Below are 21,876 nucleotides of genomic sequence, written 5' to 3' on the forward strand. Positions count from 1 at the left end.
GTTTAAGAACGAAAGAAAATGAAGAAAAAATTATTACTAATATTAATGCTATCAACTTGCTTGGTTATGCCTCAGTATTTGGCGGCACAAGTAAAAAGAATATCTGTAAAAGGTGTTGTTACGGATAAAGAAACCAAAGAAAGTTTAATAGGGGTAAGTATTTCATTAGATGGTACGCCGCCCAAAGGTTTAAGTGCAACTAGCTATAATGGTGAGTTTTCGGTTACAGTTCCGGCTGAGTCTTCGCTTATATTTCACTCCGTTGGTTATAAAGATAAAAAAGTAAAATTAAATGCCGGGCAAACCCAACTGAACGTGGAGATGGCATCAAGTAGCACCTCATTAAACGAAGTAGTTTTACGGGGATATGTTTCGCGATCAAAAGAAGTGACCACCGGTCAATCGTATACCATATCGGGTTCAGAGATTCAGGATGTACCTGTGTCAAACGCGATAGAACTTATACAGGGTAAGGTTCCGGGGGTTAATATACAGGTAAATACCGGCGCGCCAGGCTATGGTGGTAGCATATTGGTTCGGGGATTAACAGGTATAGGTATATCAGGGTCAGGAGGCGACTCGTTTTTACAACCTACCTCTCCTCTGTTTGTAATTGATGGTATTCCAATTGACGCGGATAACGCTGCTGATTTTGGTTTTGATTCTCCCGGCGGTGTAAGTCCGCTTCAGTTAATCCCGGTAGAAGATATTGCCAGTATTGAAGTTTTAACAGATGCGCAGGCAACAGCATCTTACGGTTCAAAAGGAGCTTATGGTGTATTTGTTATTCAAACCCGCAGAGGGAATTCAAAAAAACCAAAGGTGCGTTATACCGGTAATTATTTTGTTACGGCTCCACCAAATTTGCGTACAACATTAGGTGGTAAAGCCGAAAGAGATGCCAAAATACGAGAGATTTTAGCCAACGGTTCTTATAGCGATCTGCTGAAAGTATCAAGTACCCCGATATTATCTGATAGTTTGAATGCCTATTATAGAAATTCGACTGATTGGCAAGGTATTTATTATGTATCTACATACAATACATCGCATAACATAGGTATCGATGGCGGCGACACCAGGTTTAATTACTCTACCAACCTTAATTATTTTTCTCAAAACGGTATTATCCGAAACACCGGCTTTAAAAGATATACCATGAAAATGCTCATGGATTATAGGCCTGATGATAAATTTCATGCGCAAATTATTTTTAACGTGGGCCTGGGTAAACGAAATAATGGAAACGGACAGGGCCTTTTACAAACCGGGGTAGCTGCAAATGCAACAGCATCATCTTTATTGCCCGGGCCTTCCTTATTTCAGGAAACAAGTTCCGTGGCTAACGATTTAACTGTAAAGGACAATAATGACACAAAAACTTTTAGCGCCAGCGCTTTATTGGGTTATCAATTATTTAAAGGTTTCAGTTTAACAAATACCGGAAGTTATTCTTACTCAACCAGTGCAGAGGATACAGAATATCCTGCCGCTGCAAATAATAACAGATCGCAAGTTTACTCGTACAACGATCGTAATGCTAACTTGTATAATCGTGCCGGTTTTACTTATAATAAAGATCTTAGGGGCCACAGTTTTTTTCTGCAAGGTTTTAATGAGATCTCGGCTAAAGATTTTCAGGCTGGCTATATTGATCAGGTTGGGCTTGCAAACGATCAATTGCTGGGCCCGCTGGGTTACGGTACATGGGCTTCAAGAGGTGGCGGTGTGCTGAAAAGTTTCCACAATGAACATACCTTATCATTCGCAGGTTTATTTAGTTATAATTATAAGAGAAAATATATCCTCGATCTTAATTACCGACTTGATGGGTCGTCTCTTGCCGGATTTGATAGCCCTTTTCAAAAAGAACCTGGTATAGGTTTTAGATGGAATTTTGATAAAGAGAAGTTTTTTGCGAATGAAAGCGGCTGGCTTAACGCGGGTGATATTCGTTTAACCTATGGGCAGGTTATCAGGCCTACCGCAGATATTTATTCTATATATGGGCAATATGGCCCCACGGGTGTTTATGAAGGCTATAATCGCATTGGGATCAACCATACAACTTTACCTAATAGCGTGCTAAAGCCAACTACAAATACTACTTATAATTTAGGAGTTGATATGACAATGTTTAACAATAAGTTTTCATTTATTTTCAATACCTATTTTAAACAAGTTACCAATATACCATGGGTAACCCCTGTTACAACAACTGATGGTTTTGCCAACTTATTAAGTACCGATGCCAGCCAGGTTAATTATGGGTATGAGCTTGTGTTAACATTGAGGCCGCTTTCAAAAACAAGCAAAGTTCAATGGAATATAACAGCTCAGGGGTCCATAAATAAGGATTTCTTAACAAAACTACCAGGAAACAAAAATCAGATCATTATTGGAACAACAGTTTTAAGAGCCGGAAGAAATACATATTCGTATAATATTTTTAATTACCAGGGAGTATATGCTACCGATGCTCAGGTTCCGGTTGATCCGGTTACTGGCCTTAAAATGCGCACAAATGCAAGTACAACCGCCTTTTTTAAAGCCGGCGATCCGATATGGAATGACAAAAATGGCGATTATGTTATAGATGATAATGACAGACAAGCAATGGGTAACTCACAGGCATTAGTTACCGGAGGATTAAATACCAATGTGAATTATAAAGGTTTCGGCTTAAACATGAATGGTTCATTTACATTGAGGCGCGATATTATAAATGATGCGCTTGCCTCTCGTTTAAGGTTAGTAAATAACCCTTTTGGTACCAGTGTGTATTTACCAATAACGGATCTTAATTATTGGAAACAGCCTGGTGATCAGGCAGCTTATCCAAACCCGTTTGATTATACCCGTACAGGAGCTATTAATCCATACAGGTCGGAGCAAAGCTTATTTATGGCAAGCGGCAGTTATTTCAAAATAAATAACATTACGCTTAGTTATAATTTTAATAAACAGTTTATCAATAAACTCGGATTGGCTAATTTGAGGATATACGCTTCGGCTAATAATGTGATAACTTTTTCACCATATGCAGGGCCTAATCCCGAAAACGTAACACGAGCAGGTTGGGATGTTTCTGGCGGTTATCCTGTTTCCCGCACTTATAATGTAGGTTTAAATCTTGAATTTTAGAAAATCAGAGTATGAAAAAATATTTAATTTGTTTATTGATTGTCGTTGTTTGTACAGGGCAATATGGGTGTAAGAAGTTTTTGGAAGTTACACCAATAGATAAACTTAGCGGAATTACTTTTTGGCAGTCGCAGTCTGATGTTGATGCGTTTGCAACAGACATATATGCGCAATTTAGGAATAAACTAACATCTACAGAGTTTATGCCTGCAATTGGTGAGTTACGGGCGGGGTATGTTTTGCCTGCTACGGTCGCTAATAACAATTCAGCCGGTGAGAAGAATTTACGCCTTGTTTACAATGCATTTGCGGCTAATAATTTAAGGGCCAGCAATGGCGGAGTGCTTGATCCGACACAAGCATGGAGTGGAATAGGCTTATCTAACATAACCAAATGGTATGAGTTTTATAGTGTTATACAAGACGCGAATATTATGTATGACAGGGTTAATAAAGGTGTGCCGGGCGTAACCGCGGCTGATAGAAAACGTTACATGGCCGAAGCTATATTTTTAAGGTGTTTTACCTATTTCTATATGGTGCGCATATATGGAGATGTAACTTATTATACGCAACCATATCAACAGGACCCGCTGCCACGAATGAATTTTGTTACTGTATTAAACAAATGCATTGCTGAACTGGCGCCAGTTAAAAATGATCTGCCTGTAGCCTATCCTGATCCGGCTTTATTAGCCATTAGGGCAACCAGGGGCGCGGCTGATGATTTGCTCATGAACATGAATATGTGGAATGCCGGTTTTGATCAAGCCAACCAGGCAACGTATTACCAAAATACTGCCGATCTGGGAGCTGAGATTATTGCAAGTAACACATATCAGTTATTACCATTAGAAAACTTTGACCAGGTTATGCGCGGAAAAAGTACCGAAGGTATTTTTGAGTTTGCACAAAATGTTAATTATGAGGGAGCACCTAATGTCAGGGCCTTTTTTGGCGAAATGATGTTAAGATCCCCTAATAGTAACAATACTTCGAGCAATGCATATTTTTTGGCCACTTATTTGCAGCGGCTATATCCTACAGGTATCGCTGATAAACGTTTTGATCTTTGGTTTGACAATACCTGGCTTAGTCAGAATGGAAGTTTTCAACTCCTTAAGTTTAAAGGCAGTATTATTCCGGCTACCGGCGTACCAGAATGGGGCTTTATTATGTTCAGGTATGCCGAAGCTATTTTGTTAAGGGCCGAAGCGCTGGCCGGTTTAGGAAACGACGCTGAGGCGGCAAAAATGCTTAATATGATCAGGTCACGTGCCGGCGCTCCTGCTTATGCCGGGCCGGGAGGCCAAGACTTGCAGGATGCCATTTTTAATGAGCGCTGTAAAGAACTGATGGGTGAGGGCTACTTGTATTTTGACCTGATACGTACCCGCAGAATACTTAATTCGCAATGGACACCAAATTATTTGACCCAGGATCAGTTTGACAAGGGGGGATGGACATGGCCAATTGATGTTTCGGCACTTTATAATAATCCATACATGAGTTTAAATACATACTGGCAATAATAATTAAAAGATGAAAGCTTATTTAAAATATACCAAAAGGGCCGTGTTCTGTTTTCTTTCGGCGCTGGTTCTCATGTTTGTGGCATGTAAAAAGAACAATTATTATGTTGATGGAGGTTTATCCGACCCTAATTTCAAGGGTAATATGCTTCAGTATCTGCAAGCAAAACCATTTTATTTTGATACTATAGCCACAGTAATAAAAATGGCCGGGTTGGAGCAAAATTTTCAACAGGACGATATGACATTCTTTGCGCCAACCGATCATTCTATCGCAAGGATCATACTTTTTACAAACCAACAGTTATATGCCAATGGTAAGGATACCATCAAAACGCTTGCTGAAGTTAGCCCTTCTATATGGCGCAAATACCTAAAGCGGTATATGTTTCATGGCGCTAATAAACTTAATGATTATCCTCAGTTAGATCTTAATATCCAAGCGCTTTATCCCGGGCAGGATTATTATTCATATGGTAACGACATCCTAAATATAGGGGTTGTTTATGACGATGTTAATGGTATTAAATATGCCGGATACAGGCATTTGGTGATATCTTATATCCCCGATCTTAATAAACCGCTATACTGGTATACTAATTATATATCCTCGTCAGATATTAAACCAACTAACGGGGTTGTTCACACGCTGAATGATTATACCACTTTTGGATTTAATTTGGATTTTGTGAATGATGTTTATGCCACAAGATAAAGTTTTGTAGCTGTTTAGAAAGATACGGAAGGTGAAAACCCAAAAATAAAAAGATGATGAAATTAAGATATTTAAAAATAATTTTAATAGCCCTTGTCATTGCTTCAGCAAGTGCTTGTACAAAAACTCAGACATTTGATAACCCGTATAGCGGTGGTAAGGCCGCATTGGGTGTTCAGCTTAGTCTTACCGTGCCACCGGTACCAACCTCGGGTGCAATTGGCACAAATGCAACTTTTGCCGCTACCGGCCTTTTACCTTATAAAGATAAACTTAAGTTTATGTTTAATGGCCAGATGGCACAAATTGTAAGCATTACAGATGCCGCCATTACAGTTACTGTACCCGCAACCGCAAGTACAGGTATAGCAACAATGGCCATTGACGATCAGGTTTTTTTCGGGCCGAGGTTTAAAGTATTAGGCAAAATTAGTGTCGATCCAGCATTTATAACTTTAAATGGCGCCAACAATACGGTTAATACCGCACTACAGTTAATTGATGGTCGCTTAATGATAGTGGGTGCTTTTACAAATTTTGATTTTAAGAACGTAATTAATCCAATTAATTATTTGGTACTTGCATCTAAGGATGGCGCTTACGATTTTAGTTTCAAATCAAATGGATCTTCCGGTGCTTTAAACACCATAGTGTCTAATGGAACTAATCTATTTGTTGCTGGCAATTTCGATAAATTTTTCTTTAACAAAGGAAAATCTACCCTTATTAATATGCAAAATATTACCAGGCTTGGTTTAGATGGTACTCCCGATTCTATTTTGGTTCCTCAGTACAATACCACGACAAAGAAAGCAGTGCCTACATTTAGGGGGCAGATTTTCGGATCTATTTCTAAACTATTTAATTATCAGGGTAAAATAACAGCTATCGGAGGTTTCAAAGATTATTATTATAATGTCTATGATTCGCTTATGAACCCATTAAGACCCAGAATAACTTACGCTTATCGTACTGTTCCCCAAGTGGTTCGTTTAGATTATAACGGTGCATTAGATTCAACATTCCGTTACAGCACAACAACACATAGCGGTTTTCCGGGAGGTAACGGATCGGTTCGGGATGGCTTTATGCAGACTGATGGAAAGTTAGTTTTAGTAGGAAACTTTACAAAATTTGATAGTATTCCCGCCACACATATTGTTCGTTTAAAAACGGATGGGAGCATTGACCCGAATTTTAATGCAGGCTCCGGCACCGATAAAGCGATATATTCTATATCGTATAACACAATATTTAACAAATACTTTATAACCGGGGCATTTACAACATTTAACGGACAGCCGGCAAATGGCATAGCTATGCTGAATGCTGATGGCTCATTAGATAATACATTTACGTCGAAAGGTTTTAGTGGCGAAGGGGGCCCTACTTTTGCAAAGCAATTATCTAACGGATTGGTTATAGTAAGCGGGGGCTTTGTTAACTATGATAATGTAAGGCGCCGCGGGTTTATGGTATTAGACCAAACGGGTAACCTGGCAGCGGGTTACAATACATTGGGTGATTTTGTTGGTTATATAAATGATGTATTGGAAACAACAAACACATCAGGAAAGGTAACAGTAATGCTCATGGGTAACTTTAGTCAGATAGATGGGTTACCGGTTAATAATATTACACGCGTTGTATTTGAACCATAGTTTAAATTAAAAACCTTTTTTAAATAATAAAAAAATGAAAATATACGGAAAAATTGGAGCGTTCTTACTCCTGGCCATATGTGTGGCCATTGTGTCATGTAATAAAAAGTTCGACAAGCTATTACCTACAACCGCGTACAGCGACTCTACAAACACATATAAGGCCCCTAAAGTGTTATATATTATAGTTGACGGCGCAAGGGGCTGGTCTGTACGTGATGCTAATGCACCCAACATTAACTCGCTTATAGGCAAATCTATTTATTCGTGGTATTCAGTTAGTGATAGCCTTGGCAACGATGGTAATGGATGGGCAGATATGTTAACGGGAGTTACAAAGGCCAAGCATAAAGTGATCGATAATACTTTCGCGGGGAATAACCTTACACAGTATCCTTCCATATTTAGCCGGATAAAAACCATAAGCCCAAATAGCCGCCTCGCCGCATTTTCCGCATCAGCCGCGTTTAAAACTAACCTTACTGCCGGGGCCGATGTTAGCCAAACATTCGCTGCTGATTCGGCCGTAAGGTCGGCTGTGGTTACAGAGTTAGGTAACGATGCGTCAACCTTAGTAGTTGGAGAGTTTAACAGTGTTAATACAGCGGGTGCAACTTACGGGTACGATAACTCTTTTCCGCAATACAAAGCAGCGGTTCTTCAATTTGATCAGTATTTGGGCCAAATGCTAACCGCACTTAAAGCCCGAAAAAATTATGCAAAAGAAAATTGGTTGGTAATAGTTACATCCAATCATGGCGGCCCGGCAACAATACCCGCCGCGCAAAATGACAATACTATTTTGAGTTATCCTATAGCAAGTACCTTTACTATTATTTATAACGATAGCTATACAACCAAGCTAATTGATAAGCCTTATACCGGGAATAAGTATACAGGTAGCTTTTGCCGGTTTTATGCTAACCCTACAACCGCTGCCAATGGTGTTTACCCAACAAGCTATGTAAAAGCGGTTACAGATGTTAACCGAACCACTTATAATTTTGGCGATACAACTTCATTTACAATAGAGTTTAAGGTTAAGATGAATAGCAAAGGAGGCACGGCGCCTTACACTTATAACTGGCCGATTGTTATGGGTAAAAGACTTAGTAAAACCCAAAAAAGCACAAACGGGTGGGCTATTAACCGCGAGGGAAATAGCTACCGGCTTATTATAGGCAACCCAACAACTAATTTTATTAGTTGTTATGCGCCGGCGAGTGTTACAGATGGTAACTGGCATAGCTTAGCATTTGTTGTTTACACCATGTTTGTTAATGGCGCCAACCATAGATATATGAGGTCTTTGCTTGATGGTGTGAATAATAATGCAAGGCCTACCGGTGATACCAATATTGATAATTTTGTAGGTATTGATGATCCTACGGCACCGTTAGAACTGGGCGTTGTCCCAACAGATTTAACCAATACATTTGATGGGTTTATAAGCGATATCAGAATATGGAAGGCCAATTTACCAGATGGGGTTATCAGCCAGTACTCTTGCAATACAACAATTGACAACACCCACCCTTTTTACCCTTATCTAATTGGTTACTGGCCCGGAAATGATGGCAGCGGAACTGTTATACATGATCAAAGTATAGCACATAATGATTTTAATATTCAAGTTGTTGGTACCGCTGCCCCCTTACAATGGGTTGCCGCAAATGATATAATTTGTCCTCCATCAACAACATTCCTTTCGTCCCTTGTTCCGCGTAACGTTGATATGCCAAGGCAAATATTAAGCTGGCTTACCATTGCACCGCCAGATAGTTGGGGACTTAATGGACGGGTTTGGTTAAATAACTAATTAATTTTTTGATCCCTTTCTTAATTTATAATTAAACACTTGGTGGTATAAGTTTATCGCCAGGTGTTTGATGTTTAATATGCAGGTTGTACAAGTTTTAACAATGTTGCAACGCCGCTACATGATCGCTTATCAAAATAATTTAATCATCTTACCTAGCATCTACCTCATGTTAATTAAAAAGGTTTTCCGCCAAACGGTCAACAGGTTTAAATCCATCATTTATTGGGCTTTATTCTTGATCAGTTTCAGTGTTTGCGCGCAAAACAAACCTATTTCCGGTGGCATAAACAGGCTGGTAGCATCAATGGATGAGTATCAGGCCAGAATGCCCATTGAGAAAGTTTATTTGCAACTTGATAAACCATACTATGCCGTTGGCGATACCATTTGGTTTAAGGCTTATCTTTTCGACGCGTCTTTTCTTTCTTCTTCAAAAAAAAGCAGTTTGTTATATGTTGAGGTTGAGAGCGAGGATAGCCATGCGGTACTTAAACGCATCTCGCTCCCCATGGCTGCCGGACTGAGCTGGGGAGATATAGCGTTAACCGAAAAGAGTTTTCCTGAAGGTGGGTATATACTGCGGGCATATACAAACTGGATGCGAAATTTTGGTGCGGATTACGTTTTTGAGAAACATTTTTATGTAAGCAACGCTAATGATCAGAGCTGGCTCGTTAAATCTCAAATTAAGCTCGATGGCAGTAATAACGCAAAGGTAGCATTGAAGTTTTGGGGAGAGGACCAACGCCCGATACCGCTGCGCGAGATGGAGTTACAGGTGCTAAAAGGACGAAAATCCATATATAAGGAGAAGTTAGAAACCTCGCTCGACGGGCTTTTAAACATCGGTTTTGCTTTGCCGCAAAACACTAATAAGTATGGAATTACCTTATTAGCTAAGGATCTGCGCAAAGGTGAAGATAGCAGGCAACTCACTATTCCATTAAAAATAAGCCAACCAAAAGATATTGACCTGCAGTTTATGCCCGAGGGCGGGAACATGGTTAGTGGCATACTGGTTACCGTAGCGTTTAAAGCTATAGGAAGCGATGGCATCGGGGTTGATGTAATGGGAAAAATATATGATAGTAAACAACAGCAAGTTGCCACATTTAAATCTTTACACAAGGGTATGGGGGCTTTTACCTTACTTCCCGTAAAGGGCGAATCGTATACCGCGAAACTTTATTCGCCGGATGGTGACGAGAAAGTATATCACTTGCCAGATGTTAAAGCAGCCGGAACGGTTTTAAAAATAACCAACTTGTTTAAAAACGATTCGATCGGAATCAATATACAGGTAACATCCGGAATAAGCGAATCAAACTCCAAATATTATATTATTGGTCAGTCGCGTGGGGTTATTTGTTATGCCGCAGCGGTTCAATTTAACGATGGGGAAATTAATTCTGTGATCGCTAAAAGTCTGTTCCCATCAGGTATTGCACGTATTACTTTAATGGATGCATCGTGGCAACCACTTAACGAACGAATAGTTTATATTGATCATCATGATAATTTAGCTATAAACATAGTTGCCAATAAAACTACTTTTAATACCCGCGATAGCATATCCTTGCAGGTTAGTGTGAAAGATAAAGACGGTAAACCTATTGCTGGAAGTTTTTCAGTTTCGGTAACTGCCGATGGACTGGTAAAGGCAGATACTTTACACAATAACAGCATAGAGACCCATTTGCTGCTAACGTCTGACCTAAAAGGTACGGTTGAAGAGCCAGGGTTTTACATTGACCCCCAAAATGATGAAACATGGCAGGCGCTTGATGATCTGTTGCTTACCCAGGGTTGGGTAGGCTATGATTGGAAAGATACTTTTGCGCCAGAAAAAGCGCCATTGTTTGCCGCCGAAAGCGAGTTGAAAGTTACCGGTAAGGTTACAAATGCGTTTAACAAGCCATTGGCGGATACAAAAGTGACACTTTTATCGCATAAGCCGTTTTTGATGATGGAAGCAACGACTGATAATGAGGGCAATTTTTTATTTAAAAACTTCGCTTTGTTAGATACCGCTTCGTTTTTTTTACAAGTAAAGAGGAACTTTAATGTAGGTATAGCGGTCGACAAATTTAAACCACCTGTATTTAAGCCTACGCTATCAAAACTGTCGCCCTGGTATGTTAATACAGATACAACCTTACTCAATTATACTAAAAACTTTATAGCGATAACAAAGATAAAAGACGGAACAACAGGTAAATCAAAAGTGCTTAAAGAGGTTCAAATTAGGGATAAGAAAACCATTAAAGGCTCTCATAACCTTAACGGTTCGGGTAATGCCGACCAGGTATTTGATGAAGCGGAAATAAAAGCGGCAGTCGGAATGAACGTGTACCAGTATTTGGTAACAAGGGTAAAAGGATTGACTTTTGGTTTTGTACCAACAGATACAACAAACACTCCGGTCTTTATGGTCAATGATTTACCGATTACATTTTCTATTGATGGAAAGAGTGTTGGCGGCGATTATGAATATTTAAAAGACATGTTTGAGAATTATCCCTTAGCATCATTAAAAGGTATTGAAGTAATGCATAGTATGCAATATTCTTTTACCTATGACCAACGTAATAATTTTGGTGCTGGGTTTCATGGAGGTACAGGAAGAAGAGAGACTGAACTGCCTGGAGTTATAGAAATTACTACATACTCGGGCGTGGGCTGGTCCATTATTCATCGCCCCGGAATAGCAAGTTACAGACCAATACCTGTAATAAGACCTATCCAATTTTACAGGCCACGTTATACGGTTAAAAATAGCTATTCAGCTTTGTCAGATCTTCGTTCTACTATTCATTGGGAGCCTAATATGATCACCCGAGCAAACGGAATGGGGGCTTTGTCGTTTTATGCCGCTGATATTCCGGGTACTTATACCGTTACTCTGAATGGAAGCGATATGAGAGGAAACATAGGAAGCCGGTTGTTTAAAATAAAAGTTAATAAACGAAAGTGATTTATTGTTGATTAAAGAATTTATGTGGTACAGGAGATCGTTTGACTGTGCGGGCAAATCAACGATCTCCCGATGATGAGCGCGAATTACAGACGGTGATGTTGCTGCTGGCGCTTTATAACAGCCACTACGGTCTGCAGGCCTTTATTAATTGGGGGAGTTGTTTCGAAGAATCCTTGTTTAATTTCATCCAAGATATTCGTTTTTCCATGTAAAGCTTCAAAACGGTCTGTCCTAGTCCTTTTGCCCCCGTTATTCGGGGCGTTAGTCCCCCCTTTTTTGCAATCATCCATTTTATATTTGGCCAACAATTTTAAACTGAAGTCCGTACCCGGTTAGCTATTTTGCTGCTGGCTACGCGTCGCAACCGATTATTTATTAATCAAATTCTGACTATGAAGAAATTTGACTTTTCCAGCCTGCGCCTGTCCCACCTTTTATCTCAATTTTCTGCATGGATGATCTGTTGCGTTGTGTGAGGGGAGAAATGAACAGATGCTAGTTAAAAACACCACCGCCATTTTGCGCCGGTGCACTCGCTGCCGGGCCGCCATGATTGGAAGTGACCAACACCAGCCAGTTCTCAGTTCTATAATTTCCGCGCCTTTAACGCCGTCATGATCTGGCCAAGGTAAGTATCTATCACGAAGAGATTTTAAAACAGCAAATAAAATGATAGTCAACAGTAAACCAATTTAGTAAACCTTAATTTAATAATTATGATCTTTTTTCACAGTAAAAAGTTCCGGATCGGCCGACTTTGCGCAGTTCTGCTTATGGTATTCTCTTGCCATTTAGCATTTGCTCAAAATAAAGCTGTTACCGGGAAAATCGTCGACGCTGAATCAGGTGACCCTGTCATTGGTGCTACCGTTATTGTTACGGGAACATCCACTGGCGTGGCTTCGGATATCAATGGTGTTTTTAAAATAAATGTGTCCGACGGCAGTTCATTAACATTTAAAAGTATCGGCTACGTAACAACCAGCGCCAAAGCTGATTTTTTAAAACCGATGACCGTACAGTTAAAAGCTGACAATACAGGTTTGAATGAAGTGGTAGTAGTAGCCTACGGCACGCAGAAAAAACCTTCTGTGGTAGGTGCTATTTCCACTGTCAGTTCCAAAGTGTTTGAAGACCGGGGGCCTACCAACAACCCCCTTGCCAGCTTACAGGGCCAGGTACCTGGTATGGTAGTTACCAGGAGTTCAGCCCAGCCGGGCCGTGAAAACTGGAACTTTCAGATCCGCGGAGCTACTTCAGTTAACGGGCAGGACCCACTAGTGATCCTTGATGGTGTCGCATTAAACAATAACAACGAACTAAATTCTATTAACCCGGATGATATTGATAACATTTCGATACTGAAAGATGGTTCGGCTTCTATATATGGGGCCCGAGCTGCTTATGGCGTCGTATTGATCACAACCAAAAAGGGCAAAATCGGTAAAATGCTGGTGCAGTATAATCCTTCTGTTTCCGAAAAACTGCTGGGTTTGCAGAATAAAGTGACCAATATCGATCAATGGTCAGATGGATTAGCACAAGCTAAAATAAACGATAACTATGGCGTTGTGCCTGCAACCGACTTGTGGTATCAAATGGCCATTTTTGCAAAAGCTAATAAAGGTACCGTTGTTTTAGCTTCGCAAATTCCCGGCAATACCACCGGTGCAATAACAGCAGGTGCCTTCTATAATGGATTGCCGGTGCCTGCGTTCCTCGATGTAAAGGAATTAGGCTTCCTGGATGTTTCCACACAGCAATTTTTATGGGGCCGCGCTACTTCGTCGCAGCATAATCTAAGCGTCTCTGGCGGTACCGATAAGAACCTCTACCGGGTATCATTAGGTTACCTGAATGACGGCAGCCAGCTTAGGATAGGCAACAATGGTAGTCAGCGCTATAACCTTCGCTTCAATAATACTTATAAGTTTAGCGATAAAGTGCAGTTGGAAACCAATGTATCGCTGGAGAAAAACAATATCCAACAGCCTACTTTATATACCACGGGCAGTTACAGCGGACTGAGTGGTGGTTTTCAAGTAGGCTTACCCATGTACACCCAGTCGGGTCAACCTTATCAATGGGGTGGTGTGGCCAGTCCGGCAGGTTTGTTAAGAGACGGTGGCGATAATCTGGAAAACAATACACGCGCCCTGTTAAATACAACGCTTACTTATAATTTTTTAAAGCACCTTACATTTGCGGGTACTGCCGGATATAATGTATGGTGGCAGGATGCCAGCATACAAACCAAAACGGTGCGGCTGTACTCTTATGATGATAAGTATCTTACAGGTACAACTGCACCATCTGGCAGTAGTACCGGCGGTAGTCAAAACTATTTTCGCCAAACCATTAACGATCCTTATTATAACCTGATCGGCCGTATTACTTACAGCAATACGTTTGATAAACTGCACGATGTTTCCTTTATGGTCGGCAGTTCGTACGAGCGCGATGAATACAATATGTTTAACACCCGTACCTATAATTTAGGTAGTGATGATATCCCTTCGCTAAATCTTGGTTTAACCAGCACGGTTGGCGGTTTTGTAACCAACGACGAAGCACGTAACCATTACGCGCTCGGCTCATATTTTGCAAGGGCAACTTACGCCTTTAAAGGCAAATATCTTTTTGAAGCGACAGGTCGTTATGATGGCTCTTCTAAATTCATCGCATCAACCCGTTGGAAACCTTTTTATAGTTTAATGGGCGGCTGGCGTTTAAGCGAGGAAAGTTTTGTTAAAAAGACTAATATTTTTACCGAATTAAAGCTAAGAGCATCGTATGCTACTTCGGGTAGCCAGGGAGGTATAGGTTTATATGATTACCTGCAATCGTTAAACGTAGGTAGCAGTGGCACGTTATTAGGTTCAACCATTGCTACATCAACCAGTACTACTGGCAACCTGGTTTCTTTAAACCGTACATGGGAAACAGTAATTAAACGAAATATCGGGCTTGATTTTGGTATTTTAAACGGAAAGCTTAACGGCACGTTCGAGGTATTCCGTAATCAGAACCGCAATATGCTGGTGAGCATCACCTATCCCGGTGTATTAGGTATTGGCGCCCCACAATCTAACAATGGGGATTTGAAGACTTGGGGATGGGAAGGGCAGTTAACCTGGCGTGATCATATTGGCAAACTTGGATACACCATATCGGGTAATATTACCGATAGTCAAAATGAACTGGTGTATTTTAACGGTGTGCCAGCGCTGGGCGCAGGTTATAATGGTACGGTAGAAGGCTATCCATTGGGGTCATATTTTGGCCTTAAATATGGCGGCCGTTTCCAAAATCAGGCTGAAGTTGATGCTTATAATACTAAATACTATAACCCTGGAGGGGTAATTAACAACATTGGCATTCCTGTTGCATCGCCGCTTACCAATTTGCCCGGCCAAAATTCGGGACTGCGCCCCGGTGATAATTATTTTGTCGATGTAAACAGTGACGGCAAACTGAGCACGGGTACTTCAACTGCCGATATGGGTGATTTGGTTTACCTGGGCACCGATGTTCCGCGTTACACCTTTGGTTTAACCTTAGGTTTACAATACAAAGGGTTTGATTTTACCACCATTTTTCAGGGCGTTGGCAAAAGGACAATTTTCAGAGCTGGCAGTGTAAACAACTCGCGTACTCCTTTCACAGCACTGGGCTCGGCCCAAACCACACAATGGGTAAATAACACCTGGACACCAGAGAATACATCGGCCTATTACCCGAACCTACATACCAATGGCATCAACGGATATAATTACCAGGCATCTACGTGGTCTGTAGAGAACGGCGCTTATGTTCGTTTAAAGAACTTGGTTATCGGCTATACATTGCCCAAAAGTTTAATGCAACGGACTAAGGCGATCAGCCGTTTACGGTTATATATTGAAGGAAGTGACCTGTGGGAAGTGACCGGGGTACGTGATCAATGGGACCCGGAAACAACAAGGACCGCGTCTGGAAATGAACGTTATCCTTTTTACCGGTATGTTACTATAGGTGCGAACATTACTTTTTAATCTGACTAACAATGAAAAAGATATATCACAAATCGTTTTACATCCTGTTAACGCTAGCAATTGCAGGACTATTGGGTTGTAATAAGGCGCTTGACCTTAAACCGCAGGATCAGTTATCTGAGGCTGCCTATTTTAAATCGGCAAATGATTTCAAAACTTTCGCCAATCAATATTATGGTTACCTGCGCAATTTTAATAACTCCTTTGCAGATAATGCTCATTATGATGGCCGGGCCGATGTTTTTGGCGGTGGCGGCAGCTTTGGGTCCGGCACCAATGCCATAGTTGCAAGCGATGGTAACTGGACAAACAATTATTCGCGTATCCGGAACTGCAATTACCTTATCGAAAAAGCTACTGGGTATAGCGATCAGGCAGGCATTGCACAATTTGTGGCAGAAGCTAAATTTTTCAGGGCGTATTGTTATTTTGACCTGCTTCAACTATTTGGTGGCGTACCATTGGTTACAACAACCTTAAATCTGGAATCTCCAGAATTATATGGCCCGCGTGCTACCCGCGATGCGATTGCTGACCAGGTCATTACCGATCTGGAGGCAGCTATCCCCAATCTTCCTGCTTCTATTTTAGCTTCGTCTTCCGATTTTGGACGCGTGAGCCGTCCGGCTGCCCAGGCTTTTTTGGGCCGCGTTGCACTTTATGAAGGCACTTGGTTAAAATTCAGAAGTGGAGATAATTCACGTATCAATATGCTGTTAGATAAATCTGCTGCTGCCTCTAACGCCGCCATTACAAGTAACCAGTTTGCCTTATTCGGCACAGCGGCTTCCAATGCTTTAGGTGGCAACAGCACTATCCTGGGAGATTCCGCTCAAAAATATCTTTTCATCCTGGAAAATCCTAAGTCTAATCCGGCCGGGGTTACTAAAACTGCCAATCATGAGTACCTGTTATCATACCGGTATGATGACATTAGCAAGGCAATTAATATCAACATCAGCCGCCAGGGCACGCAAATTGGCCCCCAGCATAAGTTTGTAAACGCGTTTCTTTGCCAGGATGGTTTACCTATTGAAAAGTCCTCCTTATTTCAGGGATTTCAAACTTACGGTTCTGAATTCATCAACCGGGACAACAGGTTAAGGTATAATATCCGCGTTAACAATATGTATTACTGGTATGGTAACGTTAACTACCGGGTTACCTGGCTAAACGATGCAGCCGATAACGCTAATTCATTGGGAAAAACTATTCAAATTGGCGGGTATACTAACCAAAAATGGGTGACCGAACGTAATTGCCCCGATACTAAAGAATCCGAAGACTACCCGGTGATCAGGTATGCAGAGGTACTGTTAAACTACGCTGAAGCTGTATACGAACGCAATGGTGCCATCACTGATGCTGATTTAAACAAGTCCATTAATTTGGTACGCCTGCGTGCAAACAAAACTATGCCGCCTCTAACTAACGCTTTTGTAACTGGTAATGGTTTAGATCTCAGGACCGAAATAAGGCGGGAGCGGTTTATTGAACTATACTATGAAAGCTTTAGGTTTGATGATATTAAACGCTGGCATAGTGCAGCTACAGACCTGGTGACCAATGTTGGTGGTACAGCTTACGGAAACGCTGCCGCGTTTGTTAGTCCATGGCCTGTTGGTATTAAGTATACCGGCACCCAAGCGCAGAATGGGCCCAATGCATTAGCCCCCGCGCCGACAAATGCCCGCGATGGTAACGGTCAGCTGATCCTGGACAATACGGCACGGTCATTTGCCGAAAAAAATTATCTGTATCCAATACCTACAACACAAATAACCTTAAACCCGGCCCTGGTACAAAACCCAGGCTGGCAGTGATATCTTTTAAGTACTGTCACGTCGAGTGGCAGTACTTTTTTCTTTTAATACGAATTATGAGAACGGCATGTCCTGTATTAAAGGTCTGGTTAAGTATGAGTCGCTTTTGGGATACGATATAAAATGCACTGGCTTACGAATTTGGCATTCCCGCAGATGATCCTCCGGTGCATGAATCAGCGGAATCTACTATAGCGGTAAGATATATGGAGGTGCAATAACAGAATGTTCATCGCGATTCTGTTTAATTATAATGCTATTTTTAAATCCTTATATCCTAAACATGAAAACTAAGCTCATCGGCGCTTTCGCCTTTTTTTCTGTTCTATCCAATTATTTGCGCAGGATTTTCAACGAACAAGGCTTGGCGTAAAAGCTAAAATGGAATCAGTAAATGTCGAGGTCCAGTTTTATTCTAATACGATCGTAAGAATCATAAGGTTACCAGACGGGATATCGTTAAATAAGAAGAGTTTATCGGCGATCAAAAGCCCTGAAACAACAGGCCTGTCTGTCAGTGAAGAAAACAATACGATTTATTTAAAAAGTAAAGATTTACTTGTCGCGTTAAATTTAAAAACCGGTAGCGTAACATTTTCAGAGATCAAAGGCAGTCCGCTTTTTGCCGAAAAAGAAAGTGGATTTCAATTTTCAACAAAGAAAGGAGTCGACGAAAACAGCTATTCGGTTCGACAGGCATTTACCTTGGATCAGGATGAAGTGATATACGGATTGGGTCAGCAGCAAAACGGAAAACTGAACCAGCGAAATCAAAAACTGAATCTCCAACAAGCTAACACGAAAGTTTGTATCCGATTCTTTCAGTCAATGAAAGGCGTGGGGTGTTTTGGGATAGTTATTCACCGACAACGTTCAACGATGATTTACAGGAGACCTCTTTTGATTCTGAAATAGGTAATTGTGAAGATTACTATTTTATGCATGGTAAAAATCCAGATGGTGTAGTCGCCTGCATGCGCGACCTGACAGGACAAGCCCCCATGATGCCTTTATGGGTATATGGTTTTAACCAATCACGTGAGCGATATAAAACCCAGTTTGAGCTTGTTGATGTGGTTAAAAAATACCGCGAATTAAAAATACCGCTTGACGGTATTGTGCAAGACTGGCAATACTGGGGTAAGGACGATAACTGGAACGCCATGAGTTTTGATCATTCAACTTATCCTAAGCCTCAAGAAATGGTAGATAGTGTACACCTTTTAAATGCGCATCTTTTCATCGTATCATGGCCTGGCTTTGCACCTAAAACCAAACAATATCAGGAGTTTAGTGCCAGAAAGATGCTCATTAACTTTGATACCTGGCCTCCCAAAGCAAACACACGCCCATATGAAGTATATAATCCATCGGCAAGGGATATTTATTGGAATTATTTGAATAAGGGTATTTTCTCTTTTGGGGTTGATGCATGGTGGCTGGATTCCACCGAACCGGATCATATTAATGTGAAAGATGAAGATTTCAATCAGCCTACATATCTGGGCAGTTATCGCAGCGTAGTGAATGCTTTCCCATTACAACACACCCGCGGAGTGTATGAACACCAACGTCAAACGTCGCAGGATAAGCGTGTGATTTTGTTAACCCGTTCGGCGTTCGCCGGGCAGCAACGATACGGTTCAAATACCTGGAGCGGCGATGTGGGCTCAAACTGGCTCACACTTAAAAAGCAAATACCTGCCGCCGTGAATTTCTCATTAACCGGCCTCCCTTATTGGAATGGAGACATCGGAGGGTTCTTCGCCGGTAGTTTTGTAACGGGCGGCGGCGTTAAGAACCCCGATTTCCAGGAACTTTATGTCCGCTGGATGCAGTTTGCGACCTTTACCCCGATGATGCGTTCACACGGCACTGATATACCGCGGGAAATATACCAGTTCGGCAAACCTGGCGACCAGGCTTTTGATGTACAGGAAAAGTTCATTAACCTGCGTTACACCTTATTACCTTATCTTTATTCAACTGCCTGGAATGTAACACACCATTCAGGATGCTTCATCAGGGCTTTAAGCTCAGAATTTAATACAGACAAGCAAGGTTTTGAGAACAACAGTGAGTATCTGTTTGGCCGCTCGTTCCTGGTGGCTCCTGTTACCGATAAAGGAGCTAAAAGCTGGCCCGTATATTTGCCATTAGGTGCCACCTGGTATGATTTCTGGACAGGAGAGCCTATACCAGGCGGCAAGACAATTGACCGGGCAACACCTTTAGATATGATCCCGCTATACGTAAAAGCTGGTTCTATTGTGCCGTGGGGACCTAAAGTACAGTATACAACAGAGAAAAAATGGGATGATCTGCAGATCAGGATTTATCCGGGTGCCGATGCCCATTTTACGCTATATGAAGATGAGAACGACAATTACAATTATGAGAGCGGAAAATATACAGAGGTCATGTTCCACTGGAATAATGAATCCAGGACGCTGACGATCTCTAAAAAGAAAGGTGGCTTTACAGGTTCCCTCGCTAACAGAAAGTTTAATATCGTTTTGGTAAACAGAATGAAAAATACGGGAGAAAAATCAAACAAAAAAGTTGACAAGGTCGTTAATTATAAAGGAGAAGCCGTTTCGGTAAAAATTTAGGCTAAAATAGTGCCGGGTTTATTCTGTAAAACTAATCAAAGTTCAAGGGCCACCAGCCTTTGAACTTTGATTATGGCTCAGCTACTGTCATAGCAACTTATGGAAAGCGATTAATGTCCTCGTCGCAATAAAATTAATTAAGATATTTGAAGTCACACCATGCACACTATTCTTTTGCTTTTTTAGGCCCCGAGAAGGTGTAGTTAAAAAAATCGACATCGACATATCCTTTTTCCTGTTTGTCCAGTTTATTGATACGTTTTGTTGGTGTTGTCAACATTGACGAGGTACGGGTTATCTTAATTCGAAATATTCGGGCCGCTACCTGCCTCTTGATCTTAACACCAAGGTTGTGACCAGTGAATCTAATTCTACATTAGCCAGATTTAGGGTGATTCCCGTTGTATCCTGATGAAATTCAACTTTTTTACCATGGAGGACCGTACACGCTGTAATAATCTGCTTGGTTGGCGGTAATATAATCGCGTCAGCATCTGCCGGAATTTTCAGCAGGTGTATATATATATTATTGCCTCTGTACGTAGCTCCATAAAAACCATCAACAGGTTGAAATGGTCCGGGACGTGTCTGGTATACACTTTCTCCATTTTCTGCCAACCATTTCCCGACTTCTTTCAGGCGCTCAACATGAGCAGGAGGAATGACACCATCCGGGTCTGGTCCCACATTTAATAACATGTTCCCTCCGCGGTCAACGGTATTGACAAGCATATCTATAATTCGTTTCAGGGGCATTAATCGCTGATTTTTACTATATCCCCAGCTTGTTGCATTCAGGTTCAGGCATTTTTCCCACGGAAAGGGAATAATGGGGCCTTTAACATCAGCGCCACCTTCGTCGGTCTGGAAATCTCCAACCATTCCCGATCTTGGGTTTATGACCACATCCGGGTTATAGCTGCGTACCATGGCGTTAAGTTTTAACGGTTCCCAAAACCAGGCTGCGTCAGCATCAGAACCCTTATGCGCCAGCCAGCCGCCATCATACCACAAAATATCTATTTTGCCATAATTTTTCATGAGCTCTTCTACCTGCCCATAAGTTTGTTTCTTGAGCAGCGCGGCATTGTCGGGATGTCCCTTGGGGGCAAAATAACCGGGAAAGCGCCAATCCAGCGGAGAGTAATAAATACCTACATGTAAGCCCGCCTTACGGCAGGCATCAGTATACTCTTTTACGAAATCGCGGTGAGCAGCAGTTTCCCAGCTGTCGAAATGCCGGTAACTTGACGGGCTGTTCCAAAGTGCGAAACCATCATGGTGCCGGGTAACCATTACCATGTATTTCATCCCGGCTTCCTTCGCTACTTTAGCCCATTCCGCAGCACTGAAATGCTTCGGATCAAACTGATCAGCTAGTTTAGCGTATTCTTCGGCCGGTATCTTCTGGTTGAACATAGTCCACTCACCTGTAGCCGGGATCGCATATAAGCCCCAATGGATGAACATTCCAAATTTCTGATCTTCCCACCATTGCATCTTTTCGGGCGGAAGATTTGACCCCGGACCCGATACGCCTTGCCCTGCACCCTTTA

11 protein-coding genes are annotated in these 21,876 nt (G+C 41.6%); 10 read left to right on the forward strand and 1 reads right to left on the reverse strand.

Going from position 1 to position 21,876, the window contains the following annotated elements; translation table 11 throughout:
• The first annotated feature begins 18 nt into the window (after positions 1–18).
• The 10 genes from ABIN91_RS01310 (at position 19) to ABIN91_RS01355 (ending at position 20,320) form a co-directional block, all read left to right on the forward strand.
• The gene (locus ABIN91_RS01310; RefSeq protein ID WP_348047630.1) at positions 19–3,144 is read left to right on the forward strand and encodes a SusC/RagA family TonB-linked outer membrane protein; all 3,126 of its coding nucleotides are present in this window, start codon (positions 19–21) and stop codon (positions 3,142–3,144) included.
• A gap of 11 nt (positions 3,145–3,155) precedes the next feature.
• Positions 3,156–4,676, forward strand: coding sequence for a RagB/SusD family nutrient uptake outer membrane protein (locus ABIN91_RS01315; protein ID WP_348047632.1), 1,521 nt, complete (start codon positions 3,156–3,158; stop codon positions 4,674–4,676).
• A 10-nt stretch (positions 4,677–4,686) separates the two neighbouring features.
• A complete protein-coding gene (locus ABIN91_RS01320; protein WP_348047634.1) occupies positions 4,687–5,391 on the forward strand; it encodes a fasciclin domain-containing protein in 705 nt (234 codons plus the stop codon).
• A 53-nt stretch (positions 5,392–5,444) separates the two neighbouring features.
• A complete protein-coding gene (locus ABIN91_RS01325) occupies positions 5,445–7,052 on the forward strand; it encodes a DUF5008 domain-containing protein (RefSeq protein ID WP_348047636.1) in 1,608 nt (535 codons plus the stop codon).
• 34 nt (positions 7,053–7,086) lie between these two features.
• Complete coding sequence (locus ABIN91_RS01330) at positions 7,087–8,871, forward strand: alkaline phosphatase family protein (protein WP_348047638.1); 1,785 nt, start codon at positions 7,087–7,089, stop codon at positions 8,869–8,871.
• A 169-nt stretch (positions 8,872–9,040) separates the two neighbouring features.
• The gene (locus ABIN91_RS01335; RefSeq protein WP_348047640.1) at positions 9,041–11,848 is read left to right on the forward strand and encodes a carboxypeptidase-like regulatory domain-containing protein; all 2,808 of its coding nucleotides are present in this window, start codon (positions 9,041–9,043) and stop codon (positions 11,846–11,848) included.
• 719 nt (positions 11,849–12,567) lie between these two features.
• Positions 12,568–15,885 (forward strand): TonB-dependent receptor, encoded by a 3,318-nt coding sequence (locus ABIN91_RS01340; RefSeq protein WP_348047642.1) that lies wholly within the window; start codon positions 12,568–12,570, stop codon positions 15,883–15,885.
• A gap of 11 nt (positions 15,886–15,896) precedes the next feature.
• Positions 15,897–17,708, forward strand: a complete 1,812-nt coding sequence (locus tag ABIN91_RS01345; protein ID WP_348047644.1) for a RagB/SusD family nutrient uptake outer membrane protein — start codon at positions 15,897–15,899, stop codon at positions 17,706–17,708.
• A gap of 381 nt (positions 17,709–18,089) precedes the next feature.
• The gene (locus tag ABIN91_RS01350) at positions 18,090–18,623 is read left to right on the forward strand and encodes a hypothetical protein (RefSeq protein WP_348047646.1); all 534 of its coding nucleotides are present in this window, start codon (positions 18,090–18,092) and stop codon (positions 18,621–18,623) included.
• Between the two features lie 23 nt (positions 18,624–18,646).
• Positions 18,647–20,320 (forward strand): TIM-barrel domain-containing protein, encoded by a 1,674-nt coding sequence (locus ABIN91_RS01355; protein ID WP_348047648.1) that lies wholly within the window; start codon positions 18,647–18,649, stop codon positions 20,318–20,320.
• A 321-nt stretch (positions 20,321–20,641) separates the two neighbouring features.
• Here the strand turns inward: ABIN91_RS01355 and ABIN91_RS01360 are convergent.
• On the reverse strand, positions 20,642–21,876 hold a 1,235-nt coding region (locus tag ABIN91_RS01360), incomplete at its 5' end, for an alpha-L-fucosidase (RefSeq protein ID WP_348047650.1).

It is taken from the genome of Mucilaginibacter sp., assembly GCF_039921305.1.
Lineage (GTDB): Bacteria > Bacteroidota > Bacteroidia > Sphingobacteriales > Sphingobacteriaceae > Mucilaginibacter.

Bases quoted from the DNA above. Each gene is read 5' to 3' on its own strand.
- ABIN91_RS01330 (WP_348047638.1), top strand. From the start codon at position 7,087: ATGAAAATATACGGAAAAATTGGAGCGTTCTTACTCCTGGCCATATGT.
- ABIN91_RS01310 (WP_348047630.1), top strand. From the start codon at position 19: ATGAAGAAAAAATTATTACTAATATTAATGCTATCAACTTGCTTGGTT.
- ABIN91_RS01325 (WP_348047636.1), top strand. From the start codon at position 5,445: ATGATGAAATTAAGATATTTAAAAATAATTTTAATAGCCCTTGTCATT.
- ABIN91_RS01355 (WP_348047648.1), top strand. From the start codon at position 18,647: ATGCATGGTAAAAATCCAGATGGTGTAGTCGCCTGCATGCGCGACCTG.
- ABIN91_RS01350 (WP_348047646.1), top strand. From the start codon at position 18,090: ATGGAATCAGTAAATGTCGAGGTCCAGTTTTATTCTAATACGATCGTA.
- ABIN91_RS01340 (WP_348047642.1), top strand. From the start codon at position 12,568: ATGATCTTTTTTCACAGTAAAAAGTTCCGGATCGGCCGACTTTGCGCA.
- ABIN91_RS01315 (WP_348047632.1), top strand. From the start codon at position 3,156: ATGAAAAAATATTTAATTTGTTTATTGATTGTCGTTGTTTGTACAGGG.
- ABIN91_RS01320 (WP_348047634.1), top strand. From the start codon at position 4,687: ATGAAAGCTTATTTAAAATATACCAAAAGGGCCGTGTTCTGTTTTCTT.
- ABIN91_RS01335 (WP_348047640.1), top strand. From the start codon at position 9,041: ATGTTAATTAAAAAGGTTTTCCGCCAAACGGTCAACAGGTTTAAATCC.
- ABIN91_RS01345 (WP_348047644.1), top strand. From the start codon at position 15,897: ATGAAAAAGATATATCACAAATCGTTTTACATCCTGTTAACGCTAGCA.